Annotated in this window: 13 protein-coding genes and 1 tRNA gene; 11 read left to right on the top strand and 3 right to left on the bottom strand. The window is 67.0% G+C overall.

From position 1 onward, the window contains the following. The first annotated feature begins 90 nt into the window (after positions 1-90). From ACOI2T_RS18435 to ACOI2T_RS18400, 8 genes are read left to right on the top strand one after another with little or no spacing between them, the layout of a single operon-like run. Complete coding sequence (locus tag ACOI2T_RS18435; protein WP_409506106.1) at positions 91-1,011, top strand: ABC transporter substrate-binding protein; 921 nt, start codon at positions 91-93, stop codon at positions 1,009-1,011. 46 nt (positions 1,012-1,057) lie between these two features. Then, a complete protein-coding gene (locus ACOI2T_RS18430) occupies positions 1,058-1,987 on the top strand; it encodes an amino acid ABC transporter permease (RefSeq protein WP_409506105.1) in 930 nt (309 codons plus the stop codon). Next, complete coding sequence (locus ACOI2T_RS18425; RefSeq protein WP_409506104.1) at positions 1,984-2,745, top strand: amino acid ABC transporter ATP-binding protein; 762 nt, start codon at positions 1,984-1,986, stop codon at positions 2,743-2,745. The genes ACOI2T_RS18430 and ACOI2T_RS18425 overlap by 4 nt, the downstream gene beginning before the upstream one ends. A 10-nt stretch (positions 2,746-2,755) precedes the next feature. Continuing rightward, on the top strand, positions 2,756-3,613 hold the full coding sequence (locus ACOI2T_RS18420; RefSeq protein WP_409506103.1) for a sulfurtransferase: 858 nt from the start codon (positions 2,756-2,758) through the stop codon (positions 3,611-3,613). Positions 3,614-3,670: 57 nt separating this feature from the next. Next, positions 3,671-4,813: a MacS family sensor histidine kinase gene (gene macS / locus ACOI2T_RS18415; RefSeq protein ID WP_409506102.1), complete on the top strand. Its 1,143-nt coding sequence runs from the start codon at positions 3,671-3,673 to the stop codon at positions 4,811-4,813. Beyond that, positions 4,813-5,466 (top strand): response regulator, encoded by a 654-nt coding sequence (locus tag ACOI2T_RS18410; protein WP_067845576.1) that lies wholly within the window; start codon positions 4,813-4,815, stop codon positions 5,464-5,466. Before macS ends, ACOI2T_RS18410 begins: the two co-directional genes overlap by 1 nt. A gap of 43 nt (positions 5,467-5,509) precedes the next feature. Next, positions 5,510-7,294 (top strand): DUF2339 domain-containing protein, encoded by a 1,785-nt coding sequence (locus tag ACOI2T_RS18405; protein ID WP_409506101.1) that lies wholly within the window; start codon positions 5,510-5,512, stop codon positions 7,292-7,294. Positions 7,295-7,353: 59 nt separating this feature from the next. After that, positions 7,354-7,839 carry a Dps family protein gene (locus tag ACOI2T_RS18400; RefSeq protein WP_409506100.1) on the top strand — a complete coding sequence of 162 codons (486 nt, stop codon included), beginning with the start codon at positions 7,354-7,356 and terminating at the stop codon, positions 7,837-7,839. Here ACOI2T_RS18400 and ACOI2T_RS18395 read toward each other — a convergent pair. After that, a complete protein-coding gene (locus ACOI2T_RS18395) occupies positions 7,836-9,131 on the bottom strand; it encodes an adenylate/guanylate cyclase domain-containing protein (RefSeq protein WP_409506123.1) in 1,296 nt (431 codons plus the stop codon). The genes ACOI2T_RS18400 and ACOI2T_RS18395 overlap by 4 nt on opposite strands. A gap of 215 nt (positions 9,132-9,346) precedes the next feature. Here ACOI2T_RS18395 and ACOI2T_RS18390 point away from each other — a divergent pair, with 215 nt between their 5' ends. Beyond that, positions 9,347-10,237 carry a hypothetical protein gene (locus ACOI2T_RS18390; RefSeq protein ID WP_409506099.1) on the top strand — a complete coding sequence of 297 codons (891 nt, stop codon included), beginning with the start codon at positions 9,347-9,349 and terminating at the stop codon, positions 10,235-10,237. An 8-nt stretch (positions 10,238-10,245) separates the two neighbouring features. On the opposite strand, the gene ACOI2T_RS18385 is transcribed toward ACOI2T_RS18390, so the two are convergent. Then, a complete protein-coding gene (locus tag ACOI2T_RS18385) occupies positions 10,246-10,809 on the bottom strand; it encodes a TetR/AcrR family transcriptional regulator (protein ID WP_409506098.1) in 564 nt (187 codons plus the stop codon). A 96-nt stretch (positions 10,810-10,905) separates the two neighbouring features. Here ACOI2T_RS18385 and ACOI2T_RS18380 point away from each other — a divergent pair, with 96 nt between their 5' ends. Next, positions 10,906-11,775 carry an SDR family NAD(P)-dependent oxidoreductase gene (locus ACOI2T_RS18380; protein WP_409506097.1) on the top strand — a complete coding sequence of 290 codons (870 nt, stop codon included), beginning with the start codon at positions 10,906-10,908 and terminating at the stop codon, positions 11,773-11,775. A gap of 4 nt (positions 11,776-11,779) precedes the next feature. Here ACOI2T_RS18380 and ACOI2T_RS18375 read toward each other — a convergent pair. Further along, positions 11,780-11,853 (bottom strand) — tRNA-Leu (locus tag ACOI2T_RS18375). An 87-nt stretch (positions 11,854-11,940) separates the two neighbouring features. Here ACOI2T_RS18375 and ACOI2T_RS18370 point away from each other — a divergent pair. Then, entirely contained in the window at positions 11,941-12,564 is a 624-nt protein-coding gene (locus tag ACOI2T_RS18370; RefSeq protein WP_067845624.1) for a two-component system response regulator PdtaR, read from the top strand. The last annotated feature ends 117 nt before the right edge of the window (positions 12,565-12,681 follow it).

The following is a 12,681-nucleotide window of genomic DNA, read 5'->3' as shown; positions in this document are numbered from 1 at the left end:
GTTAATGTTCCGTTACCGGCACTGCGTGCCGGGGCCATGGCCGTTAACGTCATCGGCTGCAAGTAGACAGGGACAGAGAGAAGAGGAACCGTGTCTAGTGGATGTGAAGCCCGTCAGGGTAAGTTCTGGCGAGTCGCAGCGGTGTTTGCCGCAAGCCTCGCGCTCACGTTGACGGGATGTGCGAGTGGCGGCGGGGGCGGTGAGGACGCGGCCGAGACCACCACCAGCGCCGCTGCCGAGAAGGTCGACGCGATCGCGGACACGGTGCCAGGTCCCATTCGGGAATCCGGGAAGCTGATCGTCGGGGTCAACATTCCGTACGCGCCCAACGAGTTCAAAGATCCCAGCGGCAAGATCGTCGGCTTCGACGTCGATCTGATGAACGCGATTGCCGCGACGCTCGGTTTGACCGCGGAGTACCGCGAATCCGATTTCGCGAAGATCATCCCGTCGATCCAGGGCGGTACGTACAACGTGGGCATGTCGTCGTTCACCGACACCAAGGAGCGGGAGAAGTCCGTCGACTTCGTGAACTACTTCAATGCCGGGATCCAGTGGGCGCAACGCCCGGATTCGCCGATCGATCCCAACAACGCCTGCGGCAAGAAGGTCGCCGTCCAGGCGACCACGGTCGAGGAAACCGAGGAACTGCCCGCCAAGAGCAAGGCCTGCACCGACGCGGGCAAGCCGCCGATCGAGATCGTGCCGTTCGACGGACAGGATGCGGCCGCCAACGCGGTGGTGCTCGGCCAGGTCGACGCGATGTCGGCGGACTCGCCGGTGACCGCGTATGCCATCAAGCAGAGCAACGGCAAGCTCGAGCCCGCGGGCGAGATCTTCGACTCCGCCCCCTACGGTTGGCCCGTCCAGAAGGGTTCGCCACTGGCCCAGTCGCTGCAGCAGGCGCTCGATCACCTCATCGAATCAGGGACCTACAAGGAGATCGCCGCGAACTGGGGCGTCGAGAGCGGGATGATCGAGAAGGCCACGATCAACGGCGCGGTCAACTGACCGAGGCGATGACCGCTTTGCGCGAAGAGCAGAAAGCACGGTTGCAATGACTGATGTCGACACGTCGTCACCCGCTGCCCCGGCAGCAATCGACGCTGTTCCGTTGCGTCACCCCTGGCGGTGGGTGGCGGCGGTCGTCATCGTCGTCCTGGTCGTGTTGTTCCTCTACGGCGCGGCCACCAATGACGCGTACGGATGGCCGACCTACTTCGAGTACCTGTTCAACGAGCGGGTCCTGACGGTAGGTGTGTTGAACACATTGCAGCTGACCGTGTACTCGATGGTGCTCGCGATCATGCTGGGCGTGCTGCTCGCGGTGATGCGGTTGTCACCCAATCCCGTATTCCGGTGGGTGTCATGGGTGTACCTGTGGATTTTCCGCGGCACTCCCATCTACGTGCAGCTCGTGTTCTGGGGCCTGATCCCGACGATCTACAAGAACATCCAGCTGGGCGTGCCGTTCGGGCCGTCGTTCTTTCACCTCGATCTGCAGAGCCTGTCGATTCCGTTCCTGCTCGCGATACTCGGCCTGGCCCTCAACGAGGCCGCCTACATGGCCGAGATCATCCGCGCGGGAATCACTTCCGTCCCGGAGGGGCAGTCGGAGGCATCGACCGCGCTGGGCATGTCGTGGACGATGACGATGCGGCGGACGGTCCTCCCGCAGGCCATGCGCGTGATCATCCCGCCGACGGGCAACGAGGTCATCAGCATGCTGAAGACCACGTCGCTGGTCACGGCGGTGCCCTTCACCCTGGATCTGTACGGGATCACGTCCCGTGAGATCGCCGCGCGCACCTTCGAGCCGGTGCCGCTGCTGTTGGTCGCGGCGACCTGGTATCTCGTGATCACGAGCGTCCTCATGGTCGGCCAGTACTACCTGGAGCGGTATTACTCCAGAGGGGCGTCGCGCAAGTTGACCAGCAAGCAACTGGAGGCGCTCGCCAAGGCGCAGATGGGAGAGCCGCATCCATGACGCCGATGGTCAAGGCCGAGCAGGTGTGCAAGAACTTCGGCGCCCTCCAGGTGCTCAAGGGCGTCACCCTGGAGGTCGGCAAGGGCGAGGTGCTGTGCATGGTCGGGCCCTCGGGTTCGGGTAAGTCGACGTTCCTGCGGTGCATCAACCATCTCGAACAGGTCAACGCCGGGCGCCTCTATGTCGACGGTGAGTTGATCGGCTATCGCGAGCGCGGTACCAAACTGCACGAGATGCCACCCCGCGAAGCGGCCAAGCAACGCCGCGACATCGGCATGGTGTTCCAGCACTTCAACCTGTTTCCGCATCGAACGGCGCTGGAGAACATCATCGAGGCGCCGGTACAGGTCAAACGCGTCAAGAAGAAGGACGCGGTGGCCCGGGCCAAGGATCTGCTCGATCAGGTCGGCCTGTCGGCCAAGGCCGATGCCTACCCGGCCCAGCTTTCGGGCGGCCAGCAGCAGCGGGTGGCGATCGCGCGTGCGTTGGCGATGAGTCCGAAGCTGATGCTGTTCGACGAGCCGACCTCGGCGCTGGACCCCGAACTCGTCGGTGAGGTGCTCGGAGTGATGAAAAAGCTCGCCTCAGAAGGCATGACGATGGTCGTGGTCACGCATGAGATGGGTTTCGCCCGTGAGGTCGCCGACAAGCTGGTGTTCATGGACGGCGGGGTGATCGTGGAGAGCGGTGAGCCCCGCGAGGTCATGAGCAATCCGAAACACGAACGCACGAAAGCCTTCCTGTCGAAGGTGATGTAGCTTCGATTGCGTGGCTTCGACGCGCTCAGCGGTATTCGTCTCCGCCCCCGAACTCCGTGAGCTCATCGCTGCGGCCGATCCGGTCACGGTGCTCGATGTGCGCTGGACTCTCGCCGAACCCGACGGCGAGCAGGCGTATTTGGCCGGCCACCTCCCCGGCGCCGTGTACGTCTCGCTCGAGTCCGAGCTGGCCGACCATCGGGTACCGGGCCGCGGCCGCCATCCGTTGCCGTCGGGCCGCGACCTCGAGGCGGCGGCCCGGCGCTGGGGTGTGCGGACCGGCGTGCCGGTGATCGTCTACGACGACTGGAACCGGGCGGGGTCGGCTCGCGCGTGGTGGGTGCTCACCGCCGCGGGGATCGCCGACGTCCGCATACTCGACGGCGGCTTGGCGGCCTGGACCGCCGCGGGCGGCCCGCTGGAGACCGGCCCGGTCACCCCCGAACCCGGAGACGTCCACGTGGTGCACACCGACCTGTATGCCGGGGCACGCCGCACGTTGACCCCCGAACAGGCAACGTCCGGCGTAGATGTCCTGCTCGACGCGCGGGCACCCGAACGGTTCCGCGGCGACGTCGAGCCCGTGGACGCGGTCGCCGGCCACATCCCCGGCGCGACCAACCTTCCGAGTACGGGGCTGCTCACCGACGACGGCGCGCTGCTTCCCGACGCCGAACTCCGGGCGTTGCTGGCCGATAACGGCGTGACCGGTCGTGGCGCCGTAGGTGCGTACTGCGGCTCGGGTGTCACGGCGGCCCTCACTGTGGCGGGGCTCGCGGCGGCCGGGGTGGACGCCGCGTTGTACCCGGGTTCCTGGTCGGAGTGGAGCTCCGATCCGGATCGGCCCGTTGCGCGTGGAGCGCAGTAGTTCTTCGGCTCTCGATCGGTGCGGGTTGGGCGCACTCGGCGACTTTATGCTGAGCAAATGCAGCCGCGACCCGACCCGGTTACGCCGCTGTGGCGCGCTGCGCAGGTGTTTCGCCTGCTGAGCTGTATCTACGCGCTCGGCTTTCAGATCGCGGTCAACGGGGACCTGGAGCGGCAGGCGCTCGGGTGGGTCCTGTGCGCGGTTCTGATCGCCTGGAGCATCGCGTGCGCGGTCGCCTATCTGAAGGGTTTCGGGCGGCGCACCGCGTGGGTGATCGCCGAGATCGCGGTCGTCGTGGTGTTGATGTTGTCGACGGAGATCGTCGCGACCGATCAGTGGGTGGCCGACAATCAGTCGTGGCCGACCACGCTGTGGGCCACCAACGCGACGATCTCGGCCGCCCTGCAGTTCGGCCCGGTGGGCGGCATGGCCACCGGGCTTGCCGTGATGGCCACTGCCGCAGCATTGAAGGGCTATGTCAGCGTCAACCTCGGCCGCAACGCCACGATCGTCATCGAGTTGGCCGTGGGCCTCGCGGTCGGAATGGCCGCACAGACCGCGCGCCGGGCGCACGCCGAGCTGGAACGGGCCGCCCGGCTGGCGGCAGCGCTGGAGGAACGGGAACGACTGTCCCGGCGCGTGCATGACGGGGCGATCCAGGTACTGGCCCTGGTCTCCCGGAAGGGTCGTGAAATAGGTGGCGAGACAGCGCAATTGGCCGAACTCGCCGGGGAGCAGGAACGGGCGCTACGCCGCTTGGTGAGTGCGACCGATGCCGAGGCGGGTCCCGGCGCCGGCCCGCTGACCGACATCGGCGCCATGTTGCGCACCAGGGCGTCCGACCGGGTTTCGATCAGCCTGCCCGCCGAACCGGTCCTGCTCGAACATGCCACGGCCACCGAACTGTTCGCGGCCGCCGAGAACGCGCTCGACAATGTGGCTGCCCACGCGGGTCCCGACGCCCGCGCCTTCGTGTTGCTCGAGGATCTCGGGGATTCGGTGACACTGAGTATCCGTGACGACGGGGCAGGCATTCCGGACGGCCGGCTGGCCGAAGCCGAACGACAGGGCCGGCTCGGGATCTCGAAATCCATTGTCGGCCGGATGGATTGGCTGGGCGGCAGCGCGCAGCTGACGACGGGACCGGATTGCGGCACCGAATGGGAGCTGACTGTGCCTCGTCCGCGGAAGGGGGAGTGATGTCTGACGGCGGACTGAGAGTGATGGTCGTCGACGACCATCCGATCTGGCGTGACGCGGTGGCGCGCGATCTTGCCGACGACGGGTTCGACATCGTGGCGACGGCAGACGGGGTGGCGTCGGCAGGTCGGCGCGCCGGCGTGGTGAAGCCCGATGTCGTGGTGATGGACATGCGGCTGGCCGACGGCAGCGGTGTACAGGCCACCACAGAAGTGCTTGCGGTGTCGCCGTCGTCGCGCGTACTGGTGTTGTCGGCGTCCGACGAGCGCGACGATGTGCTGGAGGCGGTCAAGGCCGGTGCCACCGGGTACCTCGTGAAAAGCGCGTCCAAGGCGGAGCTGGCCGCAGCGGTGCGGGCCACCGCGGAAGGCCGCGCGGTGTTCACCCCCGGCCTGGCCGGACTGGTCCTGGGTGAGTACCGGCGCATCGCGCAACGGCCCGATGACGGGCCCGCGACACCGACGCTCACCGAACGCGAGACCGAGGTGTTGCGTTACGTGGCAAAAGGCTTGACGGCCAAGCAGATCGCCACCAGGCTGTCGCTGAGTCACCGCACCGTGGAGAACCACGTGCAGGCGACGTTCCGCAAGCTGCAGGTGGCCAACCGGGTCGAGTTGGCCCGTTATGCGATCGAGCACGGCCTGGACGAGTAGTCCTACTCATCTCAACGCGTCGATCTGCTGCCACGCTGACACCATGACCGAACCGCAGCGTGCAGTCATCGCCCGGTTGTCGGCGGATTTCGCCGCCATCTCCGCGTATATGGCCAGGGCATCAGCAGACCTGACCGAGCTCGATCGGTTACTCGCTTCGCGGCCAGCTCCGGTGGCGCCGCACTGGGTTCCGGCGCAGTACCCGGTGTTTGCGCAGCCGCAGCCACCCGCGTATCCACCGGTGGCACCCCCACCGCAGCCGCAACCGCGGCCCGAGCGTTCGGAAGGCTGGATCGGCAAGGCGCTCGCCGTTGCCGGTGTGGCGGTCACGCTCATCGGCGTGGTGCTGCTGCTGGTCCTGGCCGCACAGGCAGGCATCCTGCGCCCGGAGTTCCGGGTGGCCGCAGGCGCGGCCTTGGCAGTCGCGTTGATCGCCGCCGCGCATTGGCTCTACCGCAGGCCGGGCGGCCGCGTCGGCGCCATCGCGTTGGCGGCGACCGGTATCGCGGCCGCGTATATGGATGTGATCGCCGCGACGACGATCTACGACTGGTTACCGGCCGGGGCCGGACTTGCCCTGGCGGCCGGCATCGGCGGCGGCGGTCTCATGCTGGCCAGGCGCTGGAACTCCGAGCACCTCGGCCTGCTCGTACTGGTGCCGTTGATCGGGCTGGCCCCGGTGATCACCGACGGCATCACGCTGCTACTGATCGGGTTCATGCTCGCACTCACCGCGGCGTCGCTGCCGGTGCAGTACGGCCGGGACTGGGTTTGGATGTACGCGGCGCGTACTGCCGCGAGCACGGTCCCGCTGATGCCCGCGCTGGCTTCGGCCGCGTTCGGCAATCGCGATGATCTACCACTGGCATTCGCGTGCGCGCTGGCCGCCGTGCTGGCGATCGCCGGTGGTCTCGTGCTGTTGCGAGCCACGGCCAAACCTGCCGCGATGGCCGTGCTCGCAGCCCTGGGAGTGGTTCCGCTGCTGTGCGTTTCGGCCTGCATCGATCGAGTGCTCGCGGCCTTGATGATCGGCGTGCTGGCCGCCGGGCTGCTGGCGGTCGTGGCGCTCGGTGATCGATTGCCCGGAGTGGTGCCTGCCGTGCGTCGCGTGTGGGGCGCACTGTCGGCGGTCGCGGCACTGATCGCGGTGATCGTCGCGTTCGACGGCGTGGTGGCCGGGCCGGTGCTGTTGGCGATGGCGATCGTGGTCGCGGTCATCGGCAGGCGCGATGTGCTCGCCCGATGGCCGGCCATCGGGTTCGGGCTGTGCGGCGGCGCGTTCTACCTGGGCTACGCACCGCCACACATGTTGGCCCATGCAACGGAAACGACTGGCGGGGTGGCGGTTTCGGTGCTGATCGCGAGCATTCTCGTCATCGGCGCGACGCTGGCGATCGGGTGGCCGTTGGCGCAGGCGTCGGATGACGACACGGTTCGCGTGTTGTGGATCGCGGCGGGCGCGGCGATCGGATATGCGGTCACGACGTTCACCGTCACGGCCGGTGTGCTCATCGGCGGTACCGGCGGTGGGTTCTTCGGTAGTCACATGGCGGCGACCATCTGCTGGATCGCGGCGGCGGCGGGCCTGTTCACGTACGCCGCCCGGCGGCCGAAGAATCGGCGTTCATCGGCGATCGGTGCGGGCCTGGTGCTCGTGGCGGCGGCGATGGCCAAGTTGTTCCTGTTCGACTTGGGCACGTTGGCGGGCATCTTCCGGGTGGCGGTGTTCATCGTCGTCGGTCTGGTGTTGCTGGGCATGGGGGCCGGGTACGCGCGTCTGCTCAGCCAGCAGAACGAGCCCGGGCCGGGCCAGGCGCCCTCGGCGTGATGCTTGCCACATCGTGTCTAATCTGGATTGATTCCAGATTAGGCGTTGTTGAAAGTGGCATGAGTACACGTCGAACCGAATCGGAAATCCAGGGCTACCAGGCCTCTGCTGAGCTCAGCAACAACCTGCAGCAGGTTCTCGTCGACCTGATCGAACTGGCACTCCAAGGCAAACAGGCACATTGGAATGTCGTCGGCACCAACTTCCGGGACCTGCATCTGCAACTCGACGAACTGGTCGACTTCGCTCGCGAAGGCGCCGACACCGTCGCCGAGCGGATGCGCGCGCTGGACGCCGTGCCGGACGGCCGTTCCGACACCGTCGCGGGCGGTACGAGCCTGCCGGAGTTCCCGGCCTACGAGCGCAGCACCGATGAGGTCGTCGATCTCATCGCGACCCGGGTCTACGCGGCGGTCGACACCATGCGCAGGGTGCACGACGACGTCGACGCCGAGGACCCGAGCACGGCCGACATGTTGCATCAACTGATCGACGGGCTGGAGAAGCTCGCCTGGCTGATCAAGTCGGAGAACCGCAAGATCTAGTTGAGGGTCGGGCGAACTGCCGAGGCGGTGTCCGCTTCGCGGGTGACCTCCAGCGATGCGCGCACCGCCTCGTCGTCCCGCCGGCCGACGAGATACCAGGTGCGCATGACGCCCTTGCCCTTGACTTCGACTTCGCCGCGTTCCTCGAGGAGGAACGTGGGAAGCAGGCGGTCATACACGTCCTGCGGCACCTGGATTCGGCCTTCGACGTCGGTCGTCTCCATGCGCGATGCGACGTTGACGGCGTCGCCCCAGACGTCGTAGAAGAACTTTCGGGCTCCGACCACCCCGGCGACGACGGGGCCTGCGGCCAGGCCGATCCGGAGGGGAACCTCGCGGCCGTGCGGATCTTTCAGATCGGCGACGGCCTCGGCCATGTCGAGTGCCAGGCAGGCCAGCGCTTCGACGTGATCGTGCCGGGGCTGCGGCACCCCGGCGACGACCATGTACGAATCACCGCTGGTTTTCACCTTTTCCAGGCCGTGGCGATCCACCAGGGCATCGAGATCGGTGTAGAGGCGGTCGAGAAACCGCACGAGATCGGTCGGCGTGGTGTCACTGGCTCGCTTGGTGTAGCCGGCGATGTCGGCGAACAGTATCGAAGCGTCGTCGTACTTGTCGGCGATGATGGTGCGCGACGGATCCTTGAGACGGTCCGCGATCGTCGCGGGAAGTATGTTGGCCAACAGCTTTTCGGAGCGCTGGTACTCGGCCTCCATCGCCTCCTCGGCGCGACCGATCTCGCGAAGTGAGTACCAGACCGTCGCGACCACCATGACCGCGGCCGAAACCGTCGACATGATGAACCCGACCGTCAGGGTCCACGGCGGGCCGAGTCCGCGATCATCGGGCACGAGCAGCTCGAGCGCGATGGTGGCCGCGACGCCGAACGCCACCAGGAATGCGGCCAGCACGATGCGTTCGATGCCCAGCACGAGGACGACAAGCGACGCCGCCACCAGGAAGTAGAACTGCAGCCCCGATCCCGTGCCGATCTCGTAACACAGCAGGGTCACCGAAATGTAGGCGATCGCGAAGAACGTCAGCGGCGCAATGAGTTCGCCGAACCGGTAGAGCAGCGGCACCAACACGAACAGCGTCGCGAAGGCCAGATTGAGCAAGCCGAACTGCCAGATCTGCCCACCGATCGCGAGTTGGAAGACGCCGAACGCGGCCGAGACCGCTGCGGCGATCCACGTGGCGATGGTCAGTACGCGCAGTCGGCTGGCGACGCTCTCGGCGTAGTGCCGAGTGCGGGCGGGCACGCGGTTGTCCAGCGCCAGCTCGGGCATGCACACCGAGCGCCGAAACTCGCTGACCACCACAGACGCAAGCGTATCGCCGCGAAGACGCGCGTCGGCCGACATTCGTGAAGACGGTCACACCGCCTCTACCACGGTCCAGCAAACTCTTACGGCCCTGGATGTGTCAGAATGGGTTCTTCCAGTGAGTGCGGCGTGGGGCGTCGCTGATCTCCCGGGGGACTTTGAGCGTGGACCGTACGTGGATGCGCAATACGGCCATCGGCTGTGCCATCGCCTGTGGCGCCATGGTGGCGGGGCCCGGTGTCGCCGGTACGGCAGTTGCGTCAGCCGATCTGTTCGGCATCGACCTCGACATTCTGGACATCTTCGATCACAAGGACAAGAAGAAGAAGTCCGATCACGGCGCCAAGGTCGGCGCGCAACAGAACGGCGGATCGAAGAAGACCGGGGGACCGGGCAACGCGGGCCCCAAGAAGGCGGCCCGCCCCGATCCTGGTGGCGCTAGCCAGTCCGCCGCGTCGGCCGACCGCGCGCCCGAGTCGGCAAACGCACCGGAATCGGTGACGTTCGGCGGCGCGGGCCAATCGCCGCCCGCCGCCGTCTCCGGAGACGGTGGTGGCGGCGGCGGTGTGCCGACCAACAGCAACATCGGCCGGGCACCCAACCTGGCACCGGTGCCGACGACGCCGAGCAGCCGCGGCATCGTCATCCGGGCCACTCCTCCCGCCGCGCCCGCTGCACCCGCTGCGCCGGCGCCCGTGGCTCCGGTTGCACCCGCTCCCGTCGTCCTGCCGCCGGTACCGATTGCCCTGCCGCCCCTGCCCGCTGCACCGTCCCGTGGTGGCGCGCCGTCCGCGCCGGCAGTCCCCAGCCCGAACGCACCCGCGGTCGAGCCGCCGAGCGCCCCGCCGCCGGCATCGAATCCGTCTGCACCGCAAGCGATTCCGGATTCGTTCCGGATCGGCTACGCGGATTACCTGCGGACCGCGAGCACCTCGGACCTGCTGTTCGCAGTGTTGCCAGGGGTCGCCGGATTGGCGTTGCTCACCGCCGCGGGTGGCGCGATCGGCTTCCGTCAGGCCCGCGCCGCGCAGACGCTCCCGTCACCGCAGATCGCACGATTCCTGCCGTAGCAAGCGGGTCACGACACCAGGGCCGCGACGGCATCGACAACCACCCGGCGTTGCGCGTCGGGTGAGGCGATGTCGACCGCGGCGTCGAACTCGGGCGTATTCGAACTCCAGAAGCCCGACAGGTGCAGCACCAGTCCGAGCAGCACGCTGGGTGCGAATCGATCGGGAAGTGTGCCCGCACGTTGCGCGGCGCTGATCGCCTCGATCTTCGCGGTGTTGCTCGCCACCACGATCGGAAGCAGGTCAGCTGTGCTGGCGCGCTCCAGTCGATACCACGTGGCGATGCGCTGTACCCAGGGCCTGCGCCGGTACGAGTCGTACAACCGGCCCGCGTATTCCGGCAGGTCTGTCGCGTCGATGGGCACTTCGTCGAGGGTTACGCGGCACATGTCGTCGAACACCGCGTCGAACAGGCCGTCCTTGTTGCCGAAGTAGTGATAGATCTGGGCCTTGTTGGACTGGGCCGCGGCAGCGATGCGGTCGACGCGGGCGCCGGCGATGCCATACGTCGCGAACTCGTCACGGGCGGCCTCGAGGAGGCGCTGTCGGGTGGCTTCGGCATCTCGCACCATGTTCACAGCTTATCAACTGACTGTTTAGTTGACAGCAGGCCGAGTCGCGCGTTGACTGGCCTAGTAGTCAACAAACTAGTTAGTTAGAAGGTGGCCATGTCTGGTTCCCAATCTCTCGTGTTCCTGGTCAGTGGGGCGTCGCGCGGCCTCGGCCTGGAGATCGTGCGCGCGGCCCTCGCTGCCGGGCACCGCGTCGTCGCCGGCTCGCGCGGCAGCTCTGCACTCGACGAGCTTGCCGGTGACCGCCTCGTGGTGGTGCCGCTGGACGTCACCGACGACACTGCCGTCGAGGAGGCCGTCGCGGCTGCGGTGGACCGCTTCGGGCGACTCGACGTTCTGGTCAACAACGCCGGCTATGCCAACCTCGGTGCGATCGAAGACGTCGACCTCACGGATTTTCGCGCCCAGATCGAGACCAATCTGTTCGGTGTAGTGCGGCTGACTCAGGCGGCGCTGCCGGTGATGCGCGCGCAGCGTTCGGGCCGGATCATCCAGGTGTCCTCGGTGGGCGGGCGACTCGCGACACCGGGACTCGGCGCGTACCAGTCGGCCAAGTGGGCGGTCGGCGGTTTCTCGTCGGTGCTCGCGCAGGAAGTCGGCCCGTTGGGGATCACGGTGACCGTGCTCGAACCGGGTGGGATGCGCACCGATTGGGCGGGATCGTCCATGGCGATCGCCCCGATACGGCCGGAGTACGCCGAGACCGTGGGGGCGATGGCGGCGCGGCACGGCTCGGGAGAGGTGACCGCGGCCAGCGATCCGGTCAAGGTCGCAAGGCTCGTGCTCGACGTCGTCGGACTTGAGGACCCGCCGCTGCGGCTGCTGGTCGGCGCGGACGCCTACAAGTACGCCACCGCGGCCGGACGCGACCTACTGGCCTCCGACGAGAAGTGGCGCGCGCTCAGTGAGTCGACGACGGCCGACGACGCGTCGGCCGCGCAATTGGATCCGCTGGGGCAGCGGTGATGAGTGCCCTCGGTGAGATTCGAACTCACACTGTACGGGTTTTGAATCCGTTTCCTCTGCCAGTTGGGATACGAGGGCGTGCGCACCGTTCGGTGCCGCGGCCTACCACCATAGAGGATGCCCCCGCGGTCGCTCATCGGTGCCCACCACGACACAATGTCTTCCATGACCGGGTCATCGACAGACTCTGACAAACCGCGCCGCGTGCTCGTTGCCGAGGACGAAGCGCTCATCCGCCTCGACCTCGCCGAGATGCTGCGCGAAGAGGGCTATGAGGTCGTCGGTGAGGCCGGCGACGGGCAGGAGGCCGTCGAGCTCGCCGAGAGCCTGCGGCCGGATCTCGTGATCATGGACGTCAAGATGCCGCGTCGCGACGGTATCGACGCCGCGTCGGAGATCGCCAGCAAGCGCATCGCGCCGATCGTGATCCTCACCGCGTTCAGCCAGCGCGAGCTCGTGGAACGGGCGCGTGACGCCGGGGCCATGGCCTACTTGGTCAAACCGTTCAACGTCACCGATCTGGTTCCGGCCATCGAGGTGGCGGTGAGCCGGTTCGCCGAGATCGCCGCACTGGAAACCGAAGTCGCGACTCTGTCGGACCGGCTGGAGACACGCAAGCTCGTCGAGCGCGCCAAGGGCCTGTTGCAGAGCAAGCACAAGATGTCCGAACCCGAGGCGTTCAAGTGGATTCAGCGCGCCGCGATGGACCGTCGAACCACAATGAAGCGTGTCGCGGAGGTGGTTCTCGAAACGCTGGAGGACCCTGCGGACGGGGCTCCGTCGAGCTAGCCGAATACCCGTCAGCTGTAACAACTGCGTTTCCGTCAATTGGTTCCTGCTGGTCATCCAAGCGACAGCCGCGCTTCAATTCCTCAACATCCCGCACTACGGCCGGTCGTTGGCTAT

The organism is Mycolicibacterium wolinskyi str. Jessa 2025, assembly GCF_049241375.1.
Classification (GTDB): domain Bacteria; phylum Actinomycetota; class Actinomycetes; order Mycobacteriales; family Mycobacteriaceae; genus Mycobacterium; species Mycobacterium wolinskyi.
Note: the sequence above shows the minus strand (reverse complement) of the source record. Positions and strands in the feature narration are given on the sequence as shown.